The organism is Bacillus sp. SLBN-46 (genome assembly GCF_031453555.1).
Lineage (GTDB): Bacteria > Bacillota > Bacilli > Bacillales > Cytobacillaceae > Neobacillus.
In genome coordinates this window covers 4,469,903-4,496,412 of the sequence record NZ_JAVIZM010000001.1, presented here as the reverse complement: position 1 = coordinate 4,496,412, position 26,510 = coordinate 4,469,903, and the positions used below count along the sequence as shown (strand labels likewise).

The 26,510-nt window shown below is 39.9% G+C and carries 26 protein-coding genes and 1 riboswitch; of the genes, 18 read left to right on the top strand and 8 right to left on the bottom strand.

Annotation, left to right across the window (positions count from 1 at the left end):
• The first annotated feature begins 40 nt into the window (after positions 1–40).
• Positions 41–175, top strand: coding sequence for a hypothetical protein (locus QFZ87_RS22905; RefSeq protein ID WP_307289961.1), 135 nt, complete (start codon positions 41–43; stop codon positions 173–175).
• Between the two features lie 335 nt (positions 176–510).
• Here QFZ87_RS22905 and QFZ87_RS22900 read toward each other — a convergent pair whose 3' ends face one another.
• From QFZ87_RS22900 to QFZ87_RS22890, 3 genes are all read right to left on the bottom strand, one after another.
• Complete coding sequence (locus tag QFZ87_RS22900; RefSeq protein ID WP_309866675.1) at positions 511–2,040, bottom strand: FAD-dependent oxidoreductase; 1,530 nt, start codon at positions 2,038–2,040, stop codon at positions 511–513.
• Between the two features lie 165 nt (positions 2,041–2,205).
• On the bottom strand, positions 2,206–2,352 hold the full coding sequence (locus tag QFZ87_RS22895) for a hypothetical protein (protein WP_309866673.1): 147 nt from the start codon (positions 2,350–2,352) through the stop codon (positions 2,206–2,208).
• Between the two features lie 123 nt (positions 2,353–2,475).
• Positions 2,476–2,850 carry a DUF1360 domain-containing protein gene (locus tag QFZ87_RS22890; RefSeq protein WP_309866671.1) on the bottom strand — a complete coding sequence of 125 codons (375 nt, stop codon included), beginning with the start codon at positions 2,848–2,850 and terminating at the stop codon, positions 2,476–2,478.
• A gap of 108 nt (positions 2,851–2,958) precedes the next feature.
• Between QFZ87_RS22890 and safA the strand changes: the two genes are divergently transcribed.
• The 12 genes from safA (at position 2,959) to QFZ87_RS22830 (ending at position 15,146) form a co-directional block, all read left to right on the top strand.
• The gene (gene safA / locus QFZ87_RS22885) at positions 2,959–3,570 is read left to right on the top strand and encodes a SafA/ExsA family spore coat assembly protein (protein ID WP_308080902.1); all 612 of its coding nucleotides are present in this window, start codon (positions 2,959–2,961) and stop codon (positions 3,568–3,570) included.
• Between the two features lie 162 nt (positions 3,571–3,732).
• Positions 3,733–4,080, top strand: coding sequence for a lmo0954 family membrane protein (locus tag QFZ87_RS22880; protein WP_309866666.1), 348 nt, complete (start codon positions 3,733–3,735; stop codon positions 4,078–4,080).
• A 21-nt stretch (positions 4,081–4,101) separates the two neighbouring features.
• Entirely contained in the window at positions 4,102–4,746 is a 645-nt protein-coding gene (locus tag QFZ87_RS22875; protein WP_309866665.1) for a PspA/IM30 family protein, read from the top strand.
• 102 nt (positions 4,747–4,848) lie between these two features.
• Positions 4,849–5,583: a cell wall-active antibiotics response protein LiaF gene (gene liaF, locus QFZ87_RS22870; RefSeq protein WP_309866663.1), complete on the top strand. Its 735-nt coding sequence runs from the start codon at positions 4,849–4,851 to the stop codon at positions 5,581–5,583.
• Positions 5,580–6,629 (top strand): sensor histidine kinase, encoded by a 1,050-nt coding sequence (locus tag QFZ87_RS22865; RefSeq protein WP_309866660.1) that lies wholly within the window; start codon positions 5,580–5,582, stop codon positions 6,627–6,629. Before liaF ends, QFZ87_RS22865 begins: the two co-directional genes overlap by 4 nt.
• Positions 6,622–7,254, top strand: coding sequence for a response regulator transcription factor (locus QFZ87_RS22860; protein ID WP_309866657.1), 633 nt, complete (start codon positions 6,622–6,624; stop codon positions 7,252–7,254). Before QFZ87_RS22865 ends, QFZ87_RS22860 begins: the two co-directional genes overlap by 8 nt.
• A gap of 132 nt (positions 7,255–7,386) precedes the next feature.
• Entirely contained in the window at positions 7,387–8,235 is an 849-nt protein-coding gene (gene efeO / locus QFZ87_RS22855) for an iron uptake system protein EfeO (RefSeq protein WP_309866654.1), read from the top strand.
• Positions 8,236–9,504, top strand: coding sequence for an iron uptake transporter deferrochelatase/peroxidase subunit (efeB, locus tag QFZ87_RS22850; protein WP_309866651.1), 1,269 nt, complete (start codon positions 8,236–8,238; stop codon positions 9,502–9,504).
• A 30-nt stretch (positions 9,505–9,534) separates the two neighbouring features.
• Positions 9,535–11,295, top strand: coding sequence for an FTR1 family iron permease (locus QFZ87_RS22845; RefSeq protein WP_309866648.1), 1,761 nt, complete (start codon positions 9,535–9,537; stop codon positions 11,293–11,295).
• Between the two features lie 112 nt (positions 11,296–11,407).
• On the top strand, positions 11,408–12,748 hold the full coding sequence (locus tag QFZ87_RS22840; protein WP_309866645.1) for a polysaccharide biosynthesis protein: 1,341 nt from the start codon (positions 11,408–11,410) through the stop codon (positions 12,746–12,748).
• A gap of 100 nt (positions 12,749–12,848) precedes the next feature.
• The gene (locus QFZ87_RS22835) at positions 12,849–13,367 is read left to right on the top strand and encodes an RNA polymerase sigma factor (protein WP_309866643.1); all 519 of its coding nucleotides are present in this window, start codon (positions 12,849–12,851) and stop codon (positions 13,365–13,367) included.
• Between the two features lie 42 nt (positions 13,368–13,409).
• A complete protein-coding gene (locus QFZ87_RS22830; RefSeq protein WP_309866641.1) occupies positions 13,410–15,146 on the top strand; it encodes an aromatic amino acid hydroxylase in 1,737 nt (578 codons plus the stop codon).
• Positions 15,147–15,191: 45 nt separating this feature from the next.
• Here the strand turns inward: QFZ87_RS22830 and QFZ87_RS22825 are convergent, their stop codons facing one another.
• On the bottom strand, positions 15,192–15,830 hold the full coding sequence (locus QFZ87_RS22825) for a Bax inhibitor-1/YccA family protein (RefSeq protein WP_309866638.1): 639 nt from the start codon (positions 15,828–15,830) through the stop codon (positions 15,192–15,194).
• Between the two features lie 48 nt (positions 15,831–15,878).
• Entirely contained in the window at positions 15,879–16,271 is a 393-nt protein-coding gene (gene mscL / locus QFZ87_RS22820) for a large conductance mechanosensitive channel protein MscL (protein ID WP_309866636.1), read from the bottom strand.
• Positions 16,272–16,415: 144 nt separating this feature from the next.
• A riboswitch (PreQ1 riboswitch) is annotated at positions 16,416–16,462 on the top strand.
• A gap of 88 nt (positions 16,463–16,550) precedes the next feature.
• Here mscL and queF point away from each other — a divergent pair.
• Positions 16,551–17,051: a preQ(1) synthase gene (queF, locus tag QFZ87_RS22815; protein ID WP_309866633.1), complete on the top strand. Its 501-nt coding sequence runs from the start codon at positions 16,551–16,553 to the stop codon at positions 17,049–17,051.
• Between the two features lie 64 nt (positions 17,052–17,115).
• On the opposite strand, the gene QFZ87_RS22810 is transcribed toward queF, so the two are convergent.
• Entirely contained in the window at positions 17,116–18,618 is a 1,503-nt protein-coding gene (locus QFZ87_RS22810; protein ID WP_309866631.1) for a LuxR C-terminal-related transcriptional regulator, read from the bottom strand.
• Between the two features lie 209 nt (positions 18,619–18,827).
• Between QFZ87_RS22810 and QFZ87_RS22805 the strand changes: the two genes are divergently transcribed.
• From QFZ87_RS22805 to QFZ87_RS22795, 3 genes are read left to right on the top strand one after another with little or no spacing between them, the layout of a single operon-like run.
• The gene (locus QFZ87_RS22805; RefSeq protein WP_309866629.1) at positions 18,828–19,403 is read left to right on the top strand and encodes a DUF6230 family protein; all 576 of its coding nucleotides are present in this window, start codon (positions 18,828–18,830) and stop codon (positions 19,401–19,403) included.
• 15 nt (positions 19,404–19,418) lie between these two features.
• On the top strand, positions 19,419–19,805 hold the full coding sequence (locus QFZ87_RS22800; protein WP_309866627.1) for a DUF6114 domain-containing protein: 387 nt from the start codon (positions 19,419–19,421) through the stop codon (positions 19,803–19,805).
• 13 nt (positions 19,806–19,818) lie between these two features.
• Positions 19,819–21,012, top strand: a complete 1,194-nt coding sequence (locus QFZ87_RS22795; RefSeq protein ID WP_309866625.1) for a hypothetical protein — start codon at positions 19,819–19,821, stop codon at positions 21,010–21,012.
• Positions 21,013–21,054: 42 nt separating this feature from the next.
• Here QFZ87_RS22795 and QFZ87_RS22790 read toward each other — a convergent pair whose 3' ends face one another.
• Both QFZ87_RS22790 and QFZ87_RS22785 read right to left on the bottom strand, forming a co-directional pair.
• Positions 21,055–22,287, bottom strand: coding sequence for an aminopeptidase (locus QFZ87_RS22790; protein WP_309866623.1), 1,233 nt, complete (start codon positions 22,285–22,287; stop codon positions 21,055–21,057).
• Positions 22,288–22,650: 363 nt separating this feature from the next.
• The gene (locus QFZ87_RS22785) at positions 22,651–23,922 is read right to left on the bottom strand and encodes an MDR family MFS transporter (RefSeq protein ID WP_309866621.1); all 1,272 of its coding nucleotides are present in this window, start codon (positions 23,920–23,922) and stop codon (positions 22,651–22,653) included.
• 163 nt (positions 23,923–24,085) lie between these two features.
• Here QFZ87_RS22785 and QFZ87_RS22780 point away from each other — a divergent pair, with 163 nt between their 5' ends.
• Positions 24,086–26,275 carry a DNA topoisomerase III gene (locus QFZ87_RS22780; RefSeq protein ID WP_309866618.1) on the top strand — a complete coding sequence of 730 codons (2,190 nt, stop codon included), beginning with the start codon at positions 24,086–24,088 and terminating at the stop codon, positions 26,273–26,275.
• The last annotated feature ends 235 nt before the right edge of the window (positions 26,276–26,510 follow it).

Sequence of the window (26,510 nt, the reverse complement as noted above, 5' to 3'; positions counted from 1 at the left end):
ATCATTGTATTTCTTATTTCTCGAAAAGGAGCTGGTAAGTGTGGGTAGACAGAAACTGGGAAATCAGAATGCACAACGTAATAACAATCGCAAAAAGCCAATGGTCATGAGCGAGGAGCTAGTTGAGTTTACAACCGGCGAAGCGATCAAACATAACCGTCCGAATAGTAAATAAAAAGGATTTAATCTTGCACACGTGATTTCATCGTTCGTTAAATCACGTGTGCTTTTTTTTGTTTTACACCCTTAAGGGCTTAGGGGGTAGGGATGAAGGACAAAACGAAGCGCGGGCACCTGGAAAATGTCCTTCATCAAGCTCATGAAGGACAAAACGAAGCAAGGACACGTGGAAAATGTCCTTCATCAGGATCATGAAGGACAAAACCAAGCACGGACACGTGGAAAATGTCCTTCATCAAGGGGATGAAAGACAAAACCAAGCACAGGCAGATGGAAAATGTCTTTCATCCAAACTAATAGCAACACACTCCACTCTGTATTGCAAAAAAATCATCCTTTTTCAATCAGATCCAGTGGTTTTCGTGCTGGGCCTTCAATTACATCGCCCGCATACGAGAAACGTGAACCATGGCATGGGCAATCCCATGATTTTTCAGCATGATTCCATTCACATTCACACCCTAAATGAGTACAAGTGGTATCCACAATATAAAGCTTACCGTTCTTATCCTTATAGGCACCTGATCTTTTTCCTTTATACATAACAACCGCGCCTTCACCATCTTGAAGATCATCCGTAACCTTCTCAACAATTTCAAGCTTACCCTTCAAAAGATGTTTGGCAACATCAGCATTCGTCGTGAGGGCACTCGATAAATCTGGATCCGCCTGAAAGCGGGAAGGGGAGTACAGCTCTTGGTAAGGATTGCCTCGTTGCATGACATAATCAGTTAATAAATGACCGGCAAGAATTCCCGTCGTCATACCCCACTTTTTATAACCGGTAGCTACTAATATATGTTCACGTCCGGATGTGATTTCCCCGATATATGGCAGCTTGTCAAGCGTCACTAAATCCTGAGCAGACCAACGATATTCATACTCCTTAATCCCAAATACCTCTTCAGCGAATGCTTCAAGTGCTTCATAATGCTTTAATGTATCGACGCCCTGCCCTGTTTTGTGGTTTTCTCCACCGATGATTAATAATTTTTCCCCATTATAAGGTGTATACCGAATCGAACGGGTTGGACTGTCTGCACTGATATACATCCCACCTGGATACTCTTTGTCCGTCTTCAGGCCAATGGCATAAGAACGGTCCGCATACATCCTAGCAAAATAAAGCCCAGGCTTATCATAAAAAGGAAAATGAGAGGCGATGATAACTTGTTTACAGCTTACTCTTTGCCCCTCCTTCATTACCACCTTAGGTTCAGAATAATCGTCCTCGATATCCTCAGCCGTTGTGTTCTCGTATACCACGCAGCCTGCCTTTACCGCTTCTTCTAGCAAAGCTTTTAGGAATTTGAGTGGGTGATACTGGGCTTGATTGCTCATCATTAGAGCTGCTGTTGTTTGAATATTAAAGGGAATAGAGTCTTTCAGAGCACCATCAATACCAAGACTTTTATAAGCTTCCCATTCAGTTTTCAGCTTTTCTGAATACTCGTCTGTCACGGCATAAATATAGGCATCTTCCTTACTAAAATCACAATCAATTCCTTTTTCTTTTACCGTACTTTCGACAAATTGAATGGCATCCATCTGTGATTCAAAATAAAGTCTTGCCTTTTCTTTTCCGAAATGATTGATCAATTCATCATAAATCAGCCCATGCTGTGCTGTTAATTTAGCTGTGGTGTGGCCTGTTGTTCCATTTAAGACACTCCCTGCCTCTATAAGGGCGACCTTTACTCCTTCTTTGGATAATAAATAGGCTGCGGTAACACCGGTAATTCCGGCACCGACAATCGCTACATCTACAGAGAGGTCTTCAGTTAATTTAGGATAAGAGGGAAAATCTATTTCCCGCCAAAAGGTTTTCGGAAACTTTGGTATATTTTCAGATGAACTCATATGTATTCCTCCAGCTCGTAATAATCACATGTATAATTTTTCCTAAACTAAAAAAATCATGTAGTAAACGCGAAATTTATTTTTCTAGAACGTAAAAAGAACTCTGAGTTACTCAGAGTTCAAAAGAAAGGATGATTTCAATAAATTAAACAGAAATACTTAAGATTAAAGGGGCTCCTCATCGGAGTTAATTTTATCGATTCGGGTAGAATCTTCTGAGTCGAGCGCTCCTCGTAGGAAATGAAAGAGTGTACCACCTACAAAACCAAGACAAAGGACTAAACCGATGGTTGTGACCCACCAAATAGCCATTGAAAATCCCCCTTTTATTGAGGCTGTCTTACATTCCAGGAAATGTACTCCTTTTAAGCCAGCCACTTTTCTAAAATATATGCTCAGGGGGGATTAATTTTACCATTGTTTTAAAGCTTTTATTTAATCCTTTTCCTTTAAGTGTGAATAGTAATCAACCTTTTTAATATTAACACCGACAAAGGTTTCGATAATAGACTGACCGCCGGCAATGGAAAAGATTAATATAACGACAAAGGCCACTCTTGGAAAAAGCAAATAGGCGCCGCCAAGTAAAATGGCACTCCAAACGCCCGCACACCAATAACATTTCAATAGATAACCAAACATGGAAGTGGGAACTTCCTTTGTTTCCGTACCATCCTGCGTTTCTACCTTCACCTTTTTGACAAACGGTCTGCGAATAAATTCGGTAATCTTATCAAAGACAATTAAATGTGTTAAACGGTAGCTCGCTAAAATTAACATAATATAGGTCATCCATGAAATTTCCCTCAAATCTCCATCCTCCAACAATCAATTTGTAACAGGCAAAAAGATATTTTTTCAGTTCCTTGTATATTTTGAGCCTGAAATCAAAAATATATATTCGGAGGAGGCGAAAAAATGAAAAAATCTTTTTGGATTAGTTTGTTGTTCTTACTATCTCTTTTCTGTATTCCTAGCGTTTCATTTGCTCAGCAATATTACACTGTTCAGCCAGGAGACTCGCTTTGGAAAATCGCTGTTAGGTATCAGGTTGGAATCTCAGAGTTAATTGCGGCTAACCCGCAGTTTAAAAATCCTAACCTAATCTATCCTGGTCAGAAGGTGACCATCCCTAACTTTGATGCGATTAAGAGTATAGAAAATCAAGTCATTCAATTAACCAATCAAGAGCGTGCCAAAAATGGAAAGCCGGCAATGACGGCAGATTGGGAGCTATCAAGGGTTGCTCGCTATAAGGCAAATGATATGCGCGATAAAAACTATTTCAGCCATACGAGCCCAACCTATGGAAGTCCATTTGATATGATGAAGAACTTTGGTATTTCCTATCGTTCGGCTGCTGAAAATATTGCTGCCGGTCAAACCACACCTGCATCAGTGGTACAGTCTTGGATGAACAGTTCTGGACACCGTGCCAATATTCTAAGCTCTAACACTCGTATCGGCGTGGGCTACGCGAAAGGCGGCTCCTACGGTTATTATTGGGTGCAAATGTTTATCTCAAAATAAGTCTTAAAATATCGAAAAAGGGTCAGTTTTTTAAGCATTTTGCTTAAGGGGCTGACCCTTTCTACGTCTTGAGACCGATATAAAAATCAAGCTCAGGCGCAATTATGAGAACAAAAGAAAAAAGGTAAGATGAAATCAAGAAAAGAAAAGGAGTGAAACAAAATGAAGAAATTCGGTTTACTGGTAGCTGGAGGGATAGCAGCTATCATCTTACTTTCAACAATCGGTCCAATGGTGGGGTTACTTGTTAGCTTGGTGCTTCTCTACTTCATATTCAAACAATTTTTAAAGGCTGAATCCACAGGAGGGAAAATTGGGCTGGGAATCATCGGGCTTATCGTCCTAGTGGCTTCACTTCACAACGCACCAGCCATCATTGGAGTAGGCGCAGCCTACGTGCTGTACCTCGTTTATAAAAAATGGAATCAGAACAAGCACAGCATGAAAAAAGAAGAAGCAGATCCATTCGCCAATTTTGAAAAACAGTGGAACGACCTAAAAAATTATTAAAATTTAAAGGAGAGAATTACAATGACAAACTTATTCACAAGAATCAAAAACACAATTACTGCTGATTTACATGAGGCTCTAGACAATAAGGAAAAACACAACCCTATTGCCTTACTGAATCAATACCTTCGCCAATCCGAGCAAGAAACAGAAAAGGTAAGAAAGCTGTTAGAACGCCAAAATACACTTAAGGATGAATTTACAAGAGAGTATCATCAAGCGATGGAATTAGCAGAAAAAAGAAAGCACCAAGCGGAAGTTGCTTCAAAAGCGGGAGAAACGGAGCTATATCAATTTGCTTCTGCAGAACATCAACAATATGCAGAACGGGCCAGCCGTCTAAGTGCGTCACTCGAACAGGTAAAAGGCCAGCTTGGGGAATTAGAAAGAAAATATGAAGAAATGAAGCACAAGCTTAAAGATATGCACCTTCGCAGAATGGAATTAATGGGACGTGAAAACGTCACTCGCGCCAATCTCCGAATCAACAAAGTGCTTGATTCAAATACGTATTCCGATGCGGCTTTTTCAAAATTCAAAGACATCGAAAACTATCTCGATCGTTTAGAGCATCAAGTCAACAGCTCTTACTACCGCAATACCATTGATGCAAGAATTGCTCAACTAGAAAAAGAAATGAAATTAGAAGAAAGCAAGTCCATATAATAACAAATATGGTATTCTAAAGAAGGCGTAGGTTTCTACGCCTTTTATCCAATAAAATTTGCAAGCACTACATACATAGGTGTAAAAAGGGAGGGTAAGCCGATGTTTAAACATAAAAAAAATGATTATTTAGGGTGGCTGGTGTTCATCGGTGTGGTCATTTTGTTGTTGGAGATTTTATTTTTCAACAAAGGGCTTATATTCTCCCTTTTTATCGCCAGCGTGTTTATTTATTTAGGTCGAAGGAAGGCTGGGAGAAAAAAGGGAAAAATCCTTACAATAGCTGGAATTGTCATTTTTGTCATCAGTGTTTTTAATATGATGACCTTTCGATTTTTACTATTAGCCATCTTACTTCACTTTTTTATTCAATACTTACAATCTAAAAAGAATCCAAAGAAAATGTCACTGGATATTCAGACACCTGAAACATCAACGCAGGAAGAGACCGTCATAAAAGTAGAACCACTGTTTGAAAATTTGTTAGTAGGTCAGCAGAAGACACCGACTGGCGTGTATGAATGGAAGGATGTTAACATCCAGACTGGAATAGGGGATACCGTTATTGACCTCAGTTACACGATGCTGCCAAAAGGGGAAACAGTAATTTTCATCCGAAACTTGATCGGTAATATTCACATCCATGTTCCATATGAAATCGAAGTATGCATTAACCACTCCTGTGTGGTGGGTTCAACAACGGTGTTTGGAAACCATGAACCTAAGATATTTAATCAAGTTTTTCAATTAAAAACTCCTGGTTATGAGGAGTCAGAGCAAAAGGTGAAAATCTTTACCTCACTTATTGTTGGGAATTTAGAGGTGAGCAGGATATGAGTACAACTCAGCGCCAGATCGTCTGGAGTGTCGCTTGCTCGTTCCTCATGGCCCTTATTGTTGCAGCAATTTTTACCATTGTGTTTCCATTAAACAGCTGGTCTGAATTGTGGAAACGGCATTTCATGGATATTCCATTTGTTATCTTTATTCCTGCTTTCAGCATTGTGATAGGCATCCTCTTGGGTGGGGTTTCTGGTTTATTTTGGCGAAAGCAGTTTCTTGCTATTGATCATTCCCTTCATCAATTGGAGCAAGGAAGAGCAGTGGAAGTAGAGGGGAAGCCTGCGATTGCCGAAATGCAAACCATTGCCGAGCGAATTGACAAAATTGGTAAACAAATGTCAGAGCAAGTAAAGCTGTCCCAACGGTTAGCTACTGAAAAAGTAGAAGATCAGGAAGCAAGAATTCAAGAAATTATTGAGCAGGAACGGAACCGTCTTGCTCGTGAACTACATGATTCGGTCAGTCAGCAACTTTTTGCCGCATCAATGATGATGTCCGCCATTAATGAAACAAAACAAGAGGCCGAAAATGACCGCGAAGCAAAGCAGTTGAAATTGGTGGAAGAAATGATTCATCAATCCCAGCTTGAAATGCGTGCGCTCCTTCTTCATTTGCGCCCCGTTGCCTTAAAGAATAAAACGCTGCAGGAAGGAATGGAAGAGCTGTTAGTCGAATTATCTCAAAAGGTAACAATGGATATTAATTGGAAAGTAGAAGATTTTCCGTTAGATAAAGGTGTAGAGGACCATCTTTTCAGGATTCTGCAGGAATCAATCTCGAACACCTTGAGACATTCGAAAGCGAGTAGTTTAGAGGTTCTGCTGGTCAAACGAGATGATTTTGCTATTCTTAGGATTGTAGATGATGGAATTGGCTTTGAGGTAAACGAAATGAAGGCTGGTTCTTACGGAATGCAAAATATGCATGAACGGGCGCTTGAAGTAGGCGGTACGCTAAAAGTCATTAGTGTTAAAAATAAAGGGACAAGGCTGGAAGTGAAAATTCCGGTGATGGTAAATGGGGATGGTGCGAATGATTAAAGTTTTGTTTGTTGATGATCATGAAATGGTGAGAATCGGGGTTTCCTCCTATTTATCCGCGCAGCCTGACATTGAAGTGGTAGGTGAAGCGGATGATGGAAAAAAAGGGGTCGAGCTTGCTCTCGAACTACGCCCTGATATCATTTTAATGGATTTGGTTATGAAGGAAATGGACGGGATTGAGGCAACAAGGCAAATCATAGAACAGTGGCCGGAAGCAAAGGTTATTATTGTTACAAGCTTCATAGATGATGAAAAGGTGTACCCAGCACTTGAAGCTGGAGCAACTAGCTATATGCTGAAAACCTCTAAGGCTGGCGAAATTGCCAATGCTGTTCGTGCTACATACCATGGTCAATCCGTACTTGAGCCGGAAGTGACGGGGAAAATGATGGTGAAGATGCGCCAAAAACATACTCATCTGCCACACGAAGATCTGACCAGCCGAGAATTAGAAATCCTGTTGCTTATGGCAGAGGGGAAAGCCAACCAGGATATTGCAGATGAACTGTTCATCGCACTAAAGACCGTTAAAACTCATGTTAGTAATATTCTGAGTAAATTAAATGTACAAGACCGAACCCAAGCAGTGATTTATGCGTTCAAGCATTCTTTAATCAAATAAAACCGAGAAACTATCCATAAAACAGGATAGTTTTTTTTATTTTATTAAAAAAAGTAATTGAAAATTCTTCTCAATTACTGTTATTATATTAATAATGAAAATCATTATCATTTACCGGGAGGATTTTTACATATGAAACTACTAAAAATATCAGGAACGTTATTATTATCTAGCAGTCTTCTATTCGGATGCTCAAATACAGAGAAGACAACAACAACGGAAAAAGTAAAAGAAACAAAAAATCAAACATCAGTTGCTCTTGAAGGTGTATCAAAAGAGTACCGCGAGTACGCAATCGGTGAAATTGAGGAATTTGTTAAGGCAACGGAAGCCTTTACTACTGCAATAAAAAACGGTGATGTGGAGAAAGCGAAACAACTTTATGCACCAGCGCGGATGCACTACGAACGGGCAGAGCCAATTGCAGAGGTATTCGGTGATCTCGATCCTAAAATTGATGCACGTGAAGGGGACGTACCGGAAGCGGAATGGGGCGGCTACCATAAACTTGAAAAAGGTCTATGGATCGACAACACAACAAAAGGGTATGAGCAAATCGCCGATCAACTAATGAAAGACGTTAATCTATTACGTGCGAAGGTAGATACCGTAGAGGTGACACCTGACCTGTTAATTACCGGGGCGGTCGATCTATTAAATGAGGTATCGACTTCAAAAGTAACTGGAGAAGAAGACCGTTACTCTCATACGGATCTTTATGATTTTGCTGCTAACGTAGAGGGTGCAGAAAAAATTTACAAGCTTCTTCAACCAGCCTTAAAGGAAAAAGATGAAGAGGTATCTAAAGAAATTCAGGATCGCTTTGATGATGTGTATGCTTTATTGAACCAGCATAAAAATGGTGAAGGCTATAAACTTTACACAGATTTAACGGAAGCACATGTAAAAGAGCTGAGCCAAGCCATCGATGCGCTTGCAGAACCGCTTTCTCAAATAGGAATGGTAACGGAGGCGTCTTAATTGACAACGAATATTACTAACAGCATAGAGAATTTAAATGAAAAAAAGGTCTCGAGACGCGATATCCTTAAAACAGCAGGTATCGGCGGGGTAGGAGTGATTCTCGGTGCATCTGGCCTTGGCGGAATCCTTTCCATCCAAGATAGCAAGGCAGCTAGTACGGGGACAAATAAGGACGTTGTTCCGTTTTATGGAAAGCATCAAAGTGGAATAACTACAAAAACACAAAACCATGTGTATTTTGTTTCCTTAGATGTGACCACTACGAAAAGAGAAGAGTTAGTTAAAATGTTTAAGGACTGGACAAAAGCGGCGGCTTTGATGACAGAAGGAAAGGCCATCGGCGAACTCACAGGGAATGAATTTCTGCCGCCACAAGATACGGGGGAGGCAGCTGGGTTATCAGCATCAAACTTAACTATTACCTTCGGCGTCGGACCTTCTCTTTTTCAAAAAGAAAATCAAGACCGGTTTGGGTTGAAACATAAGCAGCCGAAAGAATTAGTCGATCTCCCAAAATTTCCGCTAGATGCCTTAGAAGAAGAATGGACTGGCGGGGATTTGTGTATCCAAGCTTGTGCTGATGATTTGCAGGTAGCATTCCATGCGGTAAGAAACCTCATTCGCATTGCGAGAGGAAAAGCAACGTTACGATGGGCACAAACGGGGTTCCAACGGACGAAACAGGCAGATGCTAAAAATGAAACACCGAGGAATTTATTTGGTTTTAAAGATGGTACCATCAATCCTGATGTAAATGATAAGACAATCATGAACGAGCAGTTATGGGTTCAGCCGGGTGATGGCCCTAATTGGCTTGTAGATGGAAGCTACCTAGTTGTCAGAAGAATTCAGATGTTTATCGAGGTTTGGGATCGAACCAACTTAAAGGAACAGGAAAATACATTTGGACGGCATCGTGTGAGTGGCGCCCCATTTGGAAAAAAAGATGAATTCGATAAAGTGGATCTGAAATCCATCCCAGCCGATTCACATGTACGGTTATCGCATGGAGATGGGTCACAGCAAATTCTTCGCAGAGCCTATTCGTATTCTGATGGAATGGATAAGAAAACAGGCAGCTTTGATGCAGGATTGCTGTTTTTAGGTTTTCAGCGCAGGCCAAGTAAGCAATTTATCCCGATTCAAAATAGACTAGCCAAAATGGATAAATTAAACGAATATACATCCCACCGAGGCAGTGCGATTTTTGCCTGTTTGCCAGGGGTCAAAAAGGGAAGTTTCATTGGAGAAACACTATTTAACTAGTGTTTTTCCTTTTAAGGGAGAGAGAGACTTATGCAAAGATTTACTGTTAAGCCTTTAATATTACTTACGGTACTTTTCATCTTATTTCAAACCTTCCAACCTGTATCAGCAGAAGAAAACCATGATGAGCTGTTTGTGCTGATTGGAGACAGTTTAATGAAGGCAAAGGATGGGGAGTTAGCGGTTGTTTCTAGTAATATGGAACAATTTGCAGCTGATTGGAATGGATTGAAGAAAGTAGATAGTAAGCAGGCTAAAAAGGTGGACCAAGAATTGAAAGAGGTTCAAAGCTTACTAGCCAAAGGCAATGTAGAAAATGAGACACTTGCCAAAAGCCTTTCTTCTCTATCAAGTGCCGTTGTTTTGTATGACCAAGAACAAAATCCACAGGATAAAGAAAAAGCAAAAGAACAAGTCAAACAATTACTCCCACTCATTAGCACAATGGAGAGTTCTATTGAAAATGGAGAGACCGTTAGTTTACAAGGTCAATACCAAAAAATATTGAACCAATGGACGGCTTCGGAAAAACTTGTTCATGATGAGAGTATTGCGGCATACGGAAATATCGAAAAATATATGGCTCTCATACGAATCGCGATTACACAAGAGCCTGCCGACCTGGAAAAGGCAAAGAAAAACCTTGAACAGTTAACGAAAGAAGTGGATAACTTTTTAGCTGGAAAGGCTTCAAAACAACTCGAGAGTGACGCTTCGCTTTCAGATGTAGCTGCTTTGTTGGAAAAAGCTGAAAAGGGGATTGCTGAAAAGGACTATAACTCAGCCAGTGAACAACTCAATGAAATCCTTACTGTTTGGCCAATGGTAGAGGGCGACGTTCAGACAAGAGACAGTGGGTTGTATAGTGATATTGAGACGAAGATCCCTACGGCAATCAGTCTGTTAAATTCGGAAAAGGTGAAGGCTCAAAAAGCTTCTGACATTATTAAGGAAATCAGTGATCGCCTTGCCCCTTTATTAAGTAAAACGAATTACACATTATGGGATGCGGCCCTGATTCTTTTACGTGAAGGTTTAGAGGGGTTACTCGTTGTCGCTACGTTAATTGCCTTTTTGAAAAAGATGGGTCAATCTTCAAAACAGAAATGGATTTGGTCTGGGGTTATTGCGGGGATTTTAGCTAGTGCGGTTTTAGCGATTATCATCAACATCGTCTTTTCACAAATTGTTGCTGCATCAAGCAGGGAGTATATTGAGGGATTAACCGGTGTGGTTGCAGTTGTGATGATGCTGACAGTGGGGGCTTGGCTCCACAACAAATCGAGTATTGGAAATTGGAACAAGTACATCAATCAACAAATGCACCAGGCAATAGCGAAGGGTAGTCTTCTCTCGTTTTCCTTTATTAGTTTTCTATCCGTCTTTCGTGAAGGCGCAGAGACGATTATCTTCTATACAGGAATTACTCCTTATATTAGCTTAATTCAGCTTGTAAGTGGGGTCTTGTTAGCAATCGTCATATTAATTATTGTCGGCTTTGTCATCATTAAGTATAGTGTTAAGATTCCTATTCGACTTTTCTTTAAAACGGCCACGATTTTAATATACTTTTTGGCATTTAAAATTCTTGGGATCAGTATTCATGCATTGCAAATATCTAATGTGATTCCAACCAGTACGGTTGAAGGATTCCCATTTGTGGATTGGATTGGACTTTATCCAACTTGGGAAACCACCCTATCTCAAGTGCTTTTACTTATAGTCATTATGTTTATCGTGTTTTTTATGAAAAAAAGAGAAGGAAAACAGATGGTTTCTGCAGAAGTTTAAAAGGGTGCTCATACGCCCTTTTTTTCGTCATTCAAAAAAAATTCCCCTACTAATCTTACAACTTGTCTCATAGGTTATTAAAAGTAAGATTGGGTCAAAGGGGAGTCGATGTATGGCTATTTACTATAGAGGAATCTTATTTTTAGCAGCTTCCGCCTTTTTAGGGGAAGGGATTGAAGTGCTGGTGAATATGATTCTTGCACGAGAGCTGGGATCACACGGATTAGGGCTTTATATGTCCATCCTGCCTTCCATCTTTTTAATCGTTTTACTATCAAGTTTTGAACTTCAGGTATCCATTTCTAAGTTTATTGCTGAAAGAGAAGAGCGCTACCATCGGAATATTTTGCATCATGCGATTACCATAACAGTTGTATTTACCAGTATTCTTTTTTTGTTAACAGCGGCTGTGCTTCCATATATTCCAGTCTTTAATGCCTATCATCCTTATATTCGATGGCTGGTGATGATTCTTATTCCTGTTATTGCGTTTACTAGCGTTGCCAGAGGATATTTTATGGGTAAACAGCAGATGGGGAGAATCGCCATCTCTAACTTTATAAGAAAAATCATCCAACTTGGTGGATTGTTTATCCTCTTCCGTTTGTTTGAGTTTGATTCACAGGAATCACTGTTAATTGCTATTGGTACTTTGATTGGCAGTGAAATTGTGGTCTTTCTTTACCTAGTCTACTTGTTTATTATTCAATTCCAACAATTGAAGCGCCAGCCTTTTTCCAACATCAATCGTAAAGTGGTACGGAAGAATCTAATGGCCGTTTCCGTCCCTACGACAGGCCTTCGCTTGTTTTCTGCTTTCACTGGTGCCATTCAACCATTTATCATCAAGGCCGCATTGGTACACTCAGGAATGTCTAATGTAGTTGCAACCGAACAATTTGGAATGTTAATGGGCGTAGCTGTATCAATCGGATTTTTTCCGGCCTTTATTGCCCATTCTTTAATGATTGTCCTGATTCCAGCCGTTTCAAAAACCCATTCGCAAAAGGATTATCCTACTTTACAAAAAATGCTGCAACAGGTGATGAAGCTTACATTTATCTATGGAGTCGTAGCTGTAACCATTTTTTATTTTTTTGCTCCTGAATTAACATCGCTATTTTTTAAATCAGATACATCAGCTGTATTTTTGCAATTACTGTGGCCGTATTTCTTATTTCACTTTTTTATCATGCCAATGCAGGCCTTTATGATCGGTCTTGATTTGATTAAGGATGCCTTTATACACATCGTTTGGTCAATTGTCATCTCCTTTGGGCTCGTCTTATGGCTTGGTTCCTCGCCGGATTGGCGAATGAACGGAGTGATTATAGGAATGAATACAGGCTCCATTCTACTAGCACTGATGCATTATTTAACCATCTGTAAAAAAATTGGCGTGTCTGTCTTTATGAAGGGTGTGAAAATTGGGGACAGTCCCCCGTTGCGCTAAAGCGCCGAGGGACTGTCCCCCAAAAAGAAGTGTAGGGGTTCGGTCTGCCCATTCCGTCTATTAAGATAGAAAGTTTTTTTGTGTGGAGGGAATGGTAGAAATGAAACAGCAATTAGTGAAATCGTTTGAGGAATTAGTCAATGAATATGGGAAAACCATCTATAAATATATTTATTCGTTAGTCAAACATAAGGAACTTGCGGAGGATCTATATCAGGAGGTATTACTCTCTGCTTATTTAGCATATCCTTCAATTAAGGAGCAAGGTAAATACAAAAGCTGGTTATATACGATTGCCATCAATAAATGCCGAGATTATTGGAGAAAAGAAAATAAATCAAAGCATTTTTGGAAGGAAGAGGTGTATTCGTATTCTGTCTCAGTAGAATCTCCCTACATTCCAGAAGAGGAAGTCCTACATAATTTTTCTGCTCAGCAAATGGCGGAAAAGATAAACTTATTACCCGAAATTTATCGATATCCTATTTATCTTTATTACTATCAAGATCTGTCTCTAGTAGAAATTGCGAAAAAAAGCAATCTTCCTATGTCTACTGTTAAAACAAGAATGAAAAGGGCGAAGGAACGGCTCCGACCAAAAATGCTATCACTCGCTTAAAAGCTCCATATGTAACTATTCTTTGAAAAGGGGAAGTTTAAAATGACTGGAAATGGAACAAAAAATATTCCTGCCAATTTACTGCCGTATATTTCAAAGCAACATTACCACCGTTATACGCCAATTGAGCATGCAGTTTGGCGTTTTGTTATGAAGCAAAATCATTATTTTTTAAAGGAAATTGCCCATCCTGCTTATGTGAATGGATTAAGAGATTCAGGGATCAAGACGGAATCCATTCCAAAAGTCGAAGATATGAATACGAGTCTTTCGAAGGTTGGCTGGGGGGCGGTGACCATCGATGGACTTATTCCAGGCTCTGCTTTTTATGGCTTTTTAGCTAACCGCCTCTTACCGATTGCAACAGAGATTCGAAACGTACAAAATATTGCTTATACGCCGGCACCGGATATGCTTCATGAAGCCGCAGGGCATGCGCCTATCCTTTTAGATGAAGCCTACCGAGAATTTGTAAGGAAAATCGGGGAAATGGGTGCAAAGGCTCTTTCGAGTAAAGAAAAGGCACAGGTATTTATGGCTGTTCGTCATTTAACGATTGTGGCAGAAGACCCCAATTCGACTCCAGAGCAAGTAAAAGAGGCTGAACTGAAGGTAACAGAGGCCCGCAGTAAATTGCAAGGTTTAACAGAAGCAGATAAGGTTTCACGGCTGTTTTGGTGGACGGTCGAGTATGGTTTAATAGGTGAGCTTGATAACCCCAAAATATATGGGGCTGGCTTACTATCATCGGTAGGCGAGAGCCAAAGCTGTTTGAAGGATGACGTCCGAAAAATCCCTTTTTCGGTTGAGGAATGTATCAAAACACCATATGATGTGACGAAACCACAGCCACAGTTATTTGTTTGTAAAAGTTTTGATGACTTAGTCGCTGCTATCGATGACTTTGCCTCGACAATGGCCTTTAGAAAAGGTGGAACGGAGAGTCTCGTTCAAGCGCTGCAGACAGATAATACGGCAACCGTTTGTTTTTCCTCGGGGCTGCAAGTTACAGGAACACTAGCTGATGTCTTAATAAATGAAAAAAAGGAAGCCATATATCTCAAGACGAAGGGTCCAACAGCATTAGCATGCAATAATCAACAATTGGATGGGCATGGGAAGGAAACACACCGGAAAGGTTTTGGCACACCAATTGGACGGTTAGAGGGAAATGTAGTCTTAGAACAATGCTCGATGGCACAATTGAAGGATTTGGGGATTGAGATTGATAAGAAAGTTCAATTAACATTTGAGAGCGGAGTGTTGGTTGCTGGCTTTGTGAAAGATATACTTCTTAGAGATTCCAAACCTGTTATTATTTCCTTTAAAGACTGCCAAGTAACCTATAAGGACCAGGTTCTGTTTGAACCAGCATGGGGGACATTCGATATGGCCGTGGGTGCAAGCATTGATTCGGTCTTTGCTGGTGCTGCCGATCCAAATGCTTATTTTGAATGGACAGAGGCAGAAGAAACAGATGAAGTTGTTGATAAGCCAGAATGGAATGAACTGGAAAATTTATATGAAGAGATTCGCCATATACGTGAAGGTTCGATTTGGGATGAACAAAGTGCGGCCCATGTAGGAGAAGTTTTAGCCATCTTAGATGATCGATATCCAAAAGAGTGGTTACTGCGCTTAGAGATTCTCGAACTTTATAAACTGAATGATGCCAGTCATCAAAATGTAAACGTTGTCATGGATAAACTACAAAATGCTGCTTGGGACTTATCAGTGAAACAAATGATTAACCGGGGATTAACTTTAATCAATAATTAGTTGCAAAAAAGGAGCTTGGAATGTGATCCCAAGCTCCTTTTACTATTAATCTTTACTTGAGAGAATACCCAAGATACGAAGAATGCTAATGAATAGGTTAATAAAATCAAGGTATAAGTTTAAGGCCATCAATGGAACTTCTTCTGCTCTTACACCGTAATGCTTCATTCGGCTGATATCAAAAAGTACATATCCGCTAAATACGACTACACCAATAAAGGAGTAGGCAAGCATTCCTGTTGAACTTAACGGGAAGAAAATATTAAAGATGGAGATGGCTACTAAAGCAAGCAGGGCAGCCAGCAAAAATCCACCTAAAAATGAGAAATTACGTTTTGATTTTGCCGCATAAATAGAAATACCGGTAAAGACAACGGTAGTACTTGCAAAGGCCATAACTACTACGTTTGCTCCTGATGTCGCTAGGTAATGAGCGACGATCGGATAAAGCGTGATCCCTGAAATAAAGGTAAAGACATAAAGGAATGAGTACGAGATAGCTTTTTTTCTTCTAAAAAAGAATGCAGACATAAGCATCACAAATTCTAAAATCATTAATGGGATAAAGAGTCCCGGTGGTACTACAAACGCACCAGCCATTGTGCCTAAGAAAGCAATAGCAAGCGATAGAGCAAATGTCCGTAATACGGATGGCATAAACTCAGTAGATGTTTGAGTATACAAGTTTTTCACCTCTAAATTTATTTGTTACTAGAATATACGTACAAGAGGTCAAGATGTTTCATTTTTTCTTAAAATATCTCGATCTTCTTTTAATAAGTCGCGAATTTCAGCTAAAAGTTCTTCTTGGCGGTCAATTTTTGCCACAACCGCAGCGGGTTCCTCTTTCTTTTTAAAGCGATTAATGAATTTGACAAAAAGGAAAATGGAGAATGAAATGATAAGGAAATCAACAACAGTTTGGATAAATAGTCCGTATTTTAAATCATGATAAGCAAGTTTAGAAAACGAGTCTGTTTTTCCAATCAATAATCCAATTAATGGCATAATGATATCTGTGACCAGAGACGAGACTATTTTTCCAAACGCTCCCCCAATAATAACCCCGACTGCTAGATCAATCACATTGCCCTTCATGGCAAATTGTTTAAATTCGTTCCACATGACATACTTCCCCCTTTATTATACTTAGTATTATTGTACCTTTATACTCTATCCTTCTCAAGGTTTCCAATAAAATGCTGATTGACAGTGAACGCAAAATTATCTATAGTTACTATGAAATTAATTACATGGATACCCGAATACTGGGGAGAGGTTCATAGCAGACACCCTCTATAAAAAACTATGGAAATGGAGAATTCAACCATATCCTTAGGATATGGTTTTTTATTTCTTTCTTATAGTTATAGTAATAACCGGGTTATATAAGGAGGACTAACAATGGCAGAAGGAAGAACAGAGGCTGAATTAGAAGGTGTAACATTACTAGGAAATCAAGGAACAAAGTATTTATTTGAATACACGCCAGAGGTTCTAGAGGCGTTTGATAATAAACACCCGAACCGTGATTACTTCGTAAAATTCAATTTTCCTGAGTTTACAAGTCTTTGTCCAAAAACAGGACAACCCGACTTTGCTACAATTTATATCAGCTATATTCCGGATCAAAAAATGGTGGAAAGCAAATCGCTTAAGCTTTATCTTTTCAGCTTCCGTAATCATGGAGATTTCCATGAAGACTGCATGAATATAATCATGAATGATTTAATTAAGTTAATGGATCCTCGCTATATTGAAGTATGGGGCAAATTCACGCCAAGAGGCGGAATCTCCATTGACCCTTATTGCAACTATGGCAGACCAGGGACAAAATACGAGCAAATGGCTGATCATCGTATGATGAACCATGATTTATACCCAGAAAAAATCGATAACCGCTAAATTTGGGGACAGTCCCCCGGCGCGTTAATGCGTAAAAGGAGCAGCTGCTAGCAGTTGCTCCTTTTTATGATATGAGTTTCATTTTTATGGCCTTTACAGCGGCATCCGTCCGATTTTTAGCTGCCAATTTCTGAATGATAACGGATATATAATCTCGTACAGTATAGCTGCTCAGGTGAAGTTTTTCAGCCGCTTCATTGATAGATGCCCCCCCGGCGATCAGTTGTAATACCTCTTTTTCACGCATGGTTAAGACAGAGTGCGTCCCGCCAAACTGGTGAAGGGCTTCATCCCATATAGAATATAACAATTCCCCGGCATAATGCCCAAATTTAATGAGCGTCGATAAGGTTTGCATGCTGATATCAAAATGCGAATTTTCACCTTGGTCTAATAGAGCAATACCAAGCAGTTTGCTTTTTGTAGGAACGAAGATGGGTAACACCACTAATGAGCGAAGTTGAAATTCATTTACATATTTTTTGGGTAACACATCTAAGGCATTAGAAAAGTAAAGCGGCTGCGAATGGGTTAACGAGTTTAAATATTTTTCTATTAAGGAGAGCCCTAATATTTCTTCTTGGATTTGCTGGACAGAAGGAATGTTGACATTATAGCCCGAAACGCCAATCCCTTTATCTTCGTAATGATTATACAAAAACAAACCACAGCGGCTAAACGGCATATAGTCGACTAACCCCTTTGTAATCGCCTTTACGGCATCATCCACGCTCCGTGCACGTAACAAATGCTGTAAGAAGAGAAGGGAACCATCCTTCCATTCCATCCTGCTCTCAAGCTGTTGGAGCTTTAACTGTCGAAGATACATGCCTCTAATAAAATCACATTGATGTTCTGTTATCGTCGTTCCAGGATCCCGTACACAAACAAGTAACACATCATTCAGACAAGGTATCTGAACAATGTCCGATTCCTCCTCGCCTGTGCCGATTAGTTTATTTATCGCTGAGGAAAGATGGCCGATTTGACTGGCTTTTAAGTTGGAGCACATGTCGATTAAATGGGTGTCTACTGCATAATCGTCTGAACAGACAATACTTTCAATTTGATAGTTCTCCAGTTCCTTTTTAACCACAGCCGCCCACTTCATGGGAATGATATCTGTGACGATCATATTTTTAATCCACTTTTTATTTTGTTCTTCCCAGCTTTGTGTTAACAATGCCTGATCCATCATTCGTGAAAAAAACGATTGTATGGCCTGGTAGTCAAGAAAAGTAGCTTCCGATTTTTCTGATAGAAGCTTATGGAATATATTTTCAATCGTTGAGACAAGAGAAATAGAATCGGATTCATTGTATTCGGTAGAAAATCGATTTTGCCATTCTGTGAGGATCGAATGGATGAAGGTGTCTGGATTTGAAGCTTTTCCGGCTGAAATCTTCTTTAATGCTATTTGAATCATTGTATCTATTTCATCTACTAAATGATCATTTTGAATCTTTAATGTAGGTTGTAGTTTCCTCCATTCCATCAAGAATGGCTCCTTTAGTTCAAGTAAGAGGGTCAGTCCCTTTTGTACAAGCTGTTCGATTTTATGCTTCATTGTCATCCACCTCCGTAACGAATGCTTCTACTTTTTCTAAATAGTACGAAGAAAAAATTTCCAATATGTCCGTAGTGAAAAAACTGTACCCGTCATTTGTCGGGGGGCTCTTTTTTTTACGATATTTTCCGTGATTGTAGGAGGATACCTTAGGTTGTATTGTAAAGGAAAGGTTGTTTATTGAAAATTGGGAAAATAGGAGGGGTTTTATGGAAAGCACGATTCAGCTTGTTGAGGGTACCACAAGTAAAAAGGTTTTTTGGACAGCGTTAGGAACAGGAATCATAGCTCTAGCCCTACTTTTAGTGTCATTCGGAATATCTGGGGTAGCCTATGCGGTACCTATTGCCGGTGTAGGCGACTTTTATGTAGAGTTTGATAAATTAGAAGGAAATGGCTATGTCTTCTACCCGAAAATGGGAGAAACAAGCTCTTCTGATTCAGCCCCACAAGGGACTAATTTAATCGAAACCTTAACGATCGACAATCTACAGCTATACAAGGACTTCCAAGTTGGTGGAGAATGGATTCGAGTTAAAATTACTGCCTCCAAGCCGGTACAGATTACTGGTTTGCAGCATGATGCCGGACTTATTGAAGCCAACGCCAAATTTCAGAACTTAGTACTCCAGGAAAAGCATAGCGATGACTGGCAAAAACAATTCCAGCAAACCTCTTCTAAAATTACCCTAGAGCACGCAAAATTAAAAACTCATTACTTATTTCAAAAGACGATAAATATGAACGGAATGAGATTAACAGTTGAAAAGATTAATAAGAAATAAAGAGGAGGGACTTTGATGGCATTTAAAAAGTGGCGAAAAAAGCGGCCTCTAGGGGGAGCAGTGATTACCATCCTTAGTGGCCTGATGATCTCGTGGGTCCCACTAAACCTTTATCTCAGTACATTTCTTCCTGGCTCCATAGCCATCATCGGTTTATTGTTTGGCGGAGTCATTACTTTGTTAGGTATCGTTGCCCTATTTTTTCCGAATGCATCTAAAATACTAGGAATCTTTACTATTTTTCTATCCATTCTCTCGGTGATTGGGGCATTGGGAGGCTTCCTGTTTGGAACCCTTTTTGGAATTATCGGAGGGGCGTTATTAATGGCATGGCGTCTTGCTCCCGTTCAAGTGAAGGCAGCACCTCCAAACAGAGTTGATGAGACGGTTCATACTGTCTAAAGGGGAGCAAACTATGTGGTGGAAAAGCAAGTACTTCTTTATAAACATTTGTATCCAGCTATTGTTTTTATCATTCTTTCCTTTCGGCTCAGCTGCAAAGGTCGAAAGTACAGCAAATGAAGGCTTTGTTATTGAAGCGGACCGTGTTGTTGGGTCAGGTATGACGGCGTCCATTGTGAAGCGGGAAACGTCTAAGAGTGATCAAAAGCCCATGCTGCGATTCCACTATAAATCTGCAGTCATCTATGGAATGAGATTAACAAAGCAACTAGAATCTTCTAATGGCCCAGTTACGATTACCTTAAAAGCAAAAGGGCCCGTCACTGTAAAAGATATGACAGTGGATACAACGGCCATTTCCTTTAAGGGTGCTTGTGTCAACGCATCAGAGACGATTCCGGAGCTGGGGATGGAAAATGTGGTCATGAATGCGCATTATATGGAATCTGAAAACAGCATAATTAACCAATTAGTCCTCGACACAGTGGCTGGTAAGCAGGGGGCTCCTCATCCAGATCAGAGTAAACTTTTACAAGATTTAAGTAGGTTACCTATCAATCAGATAGATAAAGAGATTGAAAAAATATCAAATGGACATTTGCCGCTAACGTGTGAGGATGGTGGAAAGGGAGAGGAGTCTTCTGGTGGCATCGGAGTTGTCATCGATCCGCTTCCGGATGTGGTTGGTGTAGTGACAAAGCCACTCGAGCCGGTGTTGGAGCCACTGGAGCCAGTATTAGAGCCACTGAAGCCGGTGTTGAAACCGCTTGAACCTGTTTTGAAACCAATCGAACCTGTGCTAAAACCATTGGAGCCGGTGTTAAAACCGTTGGAACCTGTGACAAAGCCACTTGAACCGGTGTTAAAACCTGTTGAGCCAATTGTAACGGGGACAACGGAAAAGGTTGATCAAATAGTACAAACTGCTTGTGTTCAGTTGGAGAATGCCAAGGGAGTGATCACAAAGGAATTGGCATTGGACCTAATTGATGAAGCCATTTCGAAAAAGTTACCTTTAAATTCTATCTGTCAGAATGACTCAACACTAACGAAAGAACTTCAAAGCTGGGAAAAGAGTCTACTAAGCTCACTAGGACTACTAGATTTATTAGGAAAGGTATTAAATGAAGACTCGGTTCAGCAACTTAAGAAAATGCGTGAAAAAATAGCTAAAGAAAAGGACGGAGCGGTTGTGTATTCTCTATAAAAAGGAGGATGACCAATATGGTCATCCTCTCTCTGTGCTATATTAGAAAGCCCAATTTCCTGATCTGAAGATTGGCTCAGTCTTTCCATCGGCTGTGATCCCATCGATATCCATTTCAGGAGATCCAATCATGAAGTCTACGTGAGTAAGACTTTCATTCAGACCATTCTCAGCTAATTCCTCAGATGACATTTTCTTACCACCCTCGATACAAAATGCATAGGCACTTCCGATCGCTAAATGGTTTGAAGCATTCTCATCAAACAAGGTATTAAAGAAAAGAACGTTTGATTGGGAGATTGGTGAATTATAAGGAACCAGCGCTACCTCACCAAGATAATGAGAACCTTCGTCCGTTTCTACAAGACGCTTCAAAATCTCCTCGCCTTGTTCTGCTTGGTATCCAACAATTCGTCCGTTTTCAAATGTAATCGAGAAACGGTCAATGATGTTTCCTGCATAGCTTAACGGCTTAGTGCTTGCAACCGTACCATTGACTCCCGTTCTTAATGGAACAGTGAAAACTTCTTCAGTCGGCATGTTGGCCATGAACTCGAAGCCCTTTTCATTGATGCTTCCGGCACCAACCCAAATATGTTTCTCAGGAAGTTCAATCGTTAAATCTGTACCTGGAGCTGTATAGTGTAGCTTTTGGTAGCGTTTTTCATTTAGGTATTTTACCTTTTCATGAAGCGTTTCGTCATGCTTTTTCCATGCTTCCACTGGATTTTCAACATCCACGCGTGTTGCTTTGAAAATCGCATCCCAAAGCTTGCTTACTTGGTTTTCAGCTGGCTCATCAGGGAAAACCATAGCTGCCCAAGCTGGGGATGGAGCGGCAATAACAGTCCAACTCACCTTATCTGATTGTGCAGCTTTACGATAATTTGCCAAAGCTTTTCCAGCCGCTTTGTTGAAGTTGGAAATACGTTCTGGATTGACGCCACTTAGCAAGTCTGGGCTTTGGGAAACAACTGACATAAATGCAGCACCTTTTTCTGCAAGTTCATCCATTTCCTTTGCACGCCAAACAGGGTACTCAAGAAAAGCCTCATCCGGAGCTAAATCGTATTTTGTTCTTGTAACCGTATCATCGTTCCAGTTCACAATGACATTGTGAGCCCCTGATTCGTAGGCTTTTTTCACAACTAACCGAATAAATTCTGCCGCATCAAGAGTGGCATTGACGACCAAGGTTTGGCTTGGTTGAATATTTACACCGACTTTAACAGCAAGCTCAGCATATTTCTCAAGGTTTTTTTGAAAATCACTCATATGTATGTCTCCTTTTTCAGAATCTTCCTATATTGTATCGTTTTTCTTTGGAAAAAGAAACCGATAACAAAATGTAACTGGAATCTATTTACAACAAAAAAACAGTAGAGACATTTAATCTCTACTGCAGCTTGCTACCGTATACTTTTATATTAAAATAAACACCTGCTGAAAATAGCACTAGAAATGTAATAATTCCTGATACTGAGGTTGGAGACATGAATTGTGATAATTCCATACATTCCACCGTCCTTTTGTTTTAACCGTTTACAAGTTAATTATAATATTAAAAGAGGTGAATGTGAACATTTTAGTACAATTTTTCGAAACTTATTTGAACATAAATAAAAAATGGGACCGTGTTTACGATCCCATAGCGGTAGCCTTTTTTTCAAAATGAATAAACATAATCCAATACAGTACCGCACTTGCGAGGGCAAGAATGCAAAGGACGAAAAAGGTCCAGTCATAGCCAATCCACACGGTCATTGGAATAGCAAGCGGAGCAATGGTCCGGCTGATCGTAAACCGCAAGCTGGCTGCCGCAAAATACTGCCCCCTCATATGCTCAGGTGCTAGCTTTGAAACGAAGCTCTGCTGCAGTCCTGCCCCCATTAATTCAGCAAACGTGAAAATCGCCATTGCCAAGATTAATCCCCATATCCAATGTGTTTGACTGAAAATAACAATGGAGATGGCGTACACAATGGAGGAGAGAACGAATACATTTCTTTCATAATATTGATTCATCCACTTTGTCACAAACACCGTTAGTAAGGCAACGAGCAAGCCATTTTCAGCGAGGACGATTCCAAATACCTGTTCAGCTTTAATCGTAAACGACCAATCACCGACAGAAAAGAGTGTTTGATTTTTCACGAAATCCTTAATATAAACAGGGATTAGCAGGTCCAGTTGCATAAACGTCTGCCCAGCCAAGACTCCCGCGAGGATAAATAAAAGGAAGGTTTTATCCTTAATGATGAGGGAATAATCCCTCAGTTGATTGAGTAAAAAGTAATACCACTTTCCGTCGCTAGATAGAGCAGTATTCTGTAGGAGTGGTGCTGTTTCTCTGATCATTTTGGCAAGAATCAATCCAAATAAAATACAAACAAATCCAGCTACAAGTAACAGCTGAAAGCGGTAGTGAACATAAAAAATGGATCCTAATATAGGCCCGACCACAACTGCAATATTAATAGATGTATAAAAAATGGCAAATACGCTGCTTCTATGTTTTTCTTCCACGACATCTGCAATCATCGCCTGACTCGCTGGCCAGTAAAAGGAACCAAAAACCCCTGCAACCGCAAACGAAATAAATCCGATCCAAGGGGAATGGAGCCAGGGAGAGCTAGCCGCAGCAAAAGCTAAGAAGGAAAGCCCTTGACCAATGGCGGAAAGAACCATCATTCTTTTTCGTCCGAAACGGTCTGCGCAATATCCACCCATTAAATTAGCTGCGACTGAAAAAAGCTGCGAAAAAACTAAGAGTAATCCTGCTTTATTTTTACCGAACTCATCTGCAAAATAGATGGTTAAGAACGGGAAAAACATCCAAAAGGTAATATTCATCATGGCTTCACTATATAAGCGAACCTTTAAATTTGGGTCCCAATCTCTAATTCTCATGTTGAATCCCCATTTCTCATAATTATGTCAATTCATCATACTATTCTCAGGGAAGGAGATTCAAGAAAAATGCAGGGAATACATTGGAAACTTAGGAATTACTGAATCAAGATGGTTCGTATGCTATAGTTAACATACGAAAACTTGAAAGGATGTTTTAAATTTGGTTAAAAGTGTTGTAATTGCTGAAAAACCTTCTGTCGCACGGGATATTGCTCGTGTGCTTAATTGTCATAAAAAAGGAAATGGGTTTCTTGAAGGAGATAAATATATCGTTACATGGGCGCTCGGGCATCTAGTCACACTTGCTGACCCAGAAAATTACGATGTGAAGTATAAATCATGGAAATTAGAAGATCTACCTATGCTACCTGAGCGCTTGAAATTGACAGTCATTAAGCAGACTGGAAAACAGTTTCATGCGGTCAAAAGTCAACTGACTAGAAGTGATGTCAATGGGATAATCGTAGCAACGGACGCCGGGAGAGAGGGTGAATTAGTTGCTCGTTGGATTATTGATAAAGTAAAAGTCAATAAACCAATTAAACGTCTTTGGATCTCATCTGTTACGGATAAAGCGATTAAAGACGGCTTTGCCAACTTAAAGCCTGGTAAAGCATATGACAATTTATATGCATCAGCTGTCGCACGTTCAGAAGCAGACTGGTACATCGGTCTGAATGCAACACGTGCATTAACTACCAGGTTCAATGCCCAACTGAACTGTGGTCGTGTTCAAACCCCTACTGTTGCTATCATTGCAGCACGTGAGGAAGAAATTAAAAACTTCAAAGCGCAAACCTATTACGGCATTGAAGCCCAAACTACAGACCAATTAAAGCTGACTTGGCAAGATGCAAAAGGTAATAGCCGTAGCTTTAATAAGGAAAGCATTGATACGATTGTGAAAAAACTGGGCAACCAAAATGCCAAAGTAACCGAAATTGAGAAAAAGCCGAAGAAGTCATTCTCTCCTGGCCTGTATGACCTAACAGAATTACAACGGGATGCCAATAAAATATTCGGCTACTCAGCTAAAGAGACCCTAAATATTATGCAAAAGTTGTACGAGCAGCATAAAGTTTTAACGTATCCTCGTACAGATTCACGCTTTATTTCGTCAGATATCGTTCCAACGATTCCAGAACGTCTGAAAGCATGTGGAATAGGAGAATATCGTTCACTAACAACCAAAATCTTAAAAAAGCCAATCAAGCCTTCAAAGTCGTTTGTGGATGATAGCAAGGTATCCGATCACCATGCAATTATTCCAACTGAAGGATACGTGAATTTTTCAGCATTTACGGATAAAGAACGTAAAATTTATGACTTAGTGGTTAAACGCTTTTTAGCCGTATTATTCCCAGCATTTGAGTACGAGCAATTAACTCTTCGTGCGAAAATTGGTGATGAAAACTTCGTTGCTAGAGGAAAAACCATTTTATCGATTGGTTGGAAAGAAGTTTACAATAATCGACTTGAAGACGACGATAATACAGATGATCTGAAAGAGCAAATATTACCTCGGATCGAAAAAGGGGATACATTAAACGTAAAATTAATCGCACAAACATCAGGCCAAACAAAGCCGCCGGCAAGATTTACTGAGGCGACATTACTATCGGCAATGGAAAATCCTACAAAGTATATGGATACACAAAATAAACAACTTGCAGATACCTTAAAATCGAAGGGTGGACTAGGTACTGTTGCGACACGTGCAGATATTATTGACAAGCTATTCAATTCATTTTTAATTGAAAAGCGTGGTAATGATATTCATATTACTTCTAAAGGTCGTCAATTGCTGGATTTAGTTCCTGAAGAGCTAAAATCGCCTACTTTAACAGCCGAATGGGAACAAAAGCTAGACCAAATTGCGCATGGCAAGTTGAAAAAAGAAGTATTTATCAGCGAAATGAAAAACTACACAAAAGAAATCGTTGCTGAAATTAAAGCAACTGATAAGAAATATAAGCACGATAACATCTCCACAAAATCTTGTCCAGACTGTGGAAAACCAATGCTGGAAGTGAACGGTAAAAAAGGTAAAATGCTCGTGTGCCAGGATCGTGAATGTGGACATCGTAAAAATGTCGCACGCGTCACCAATGCACGCTGCCCACAATGCCATAAAAAGCTAGAGCTACGTGGCGAAGGCGCTGGCCAAATCTTCGCATGTAAATGTGGATACCGTGAGAAACTATCTGCTTTCGAAGCACGCCGCAAAAAAGAATCTGGTGGTAAAGTAGATAAACGTACGGTACAAAATTATTTAAAAAACCAGCATAAAGAAGAAGAACCTATAAATAACGCGTTGGCAGAGGCATTAAAAGGATTAAAGTTTGATTAATACCATATTTATTAAGGCGCTATTCTGTAAAAAGGAATAGCGCTTTTCGTATTTAAAAGGAACTGTAAAGCCCTTTCGTTCATTATTATGCTAAAGTGTTATCGTGCTAAAATTCAGAAAATTTAGTTGACAGATTAAGTTTTCCTCTCATACAATAGTTATAATTATAATAATAAATTTGAATGGAATGATTTTCATGAGCCATTGTCAAAAAACAATTCCATATTTAATAACA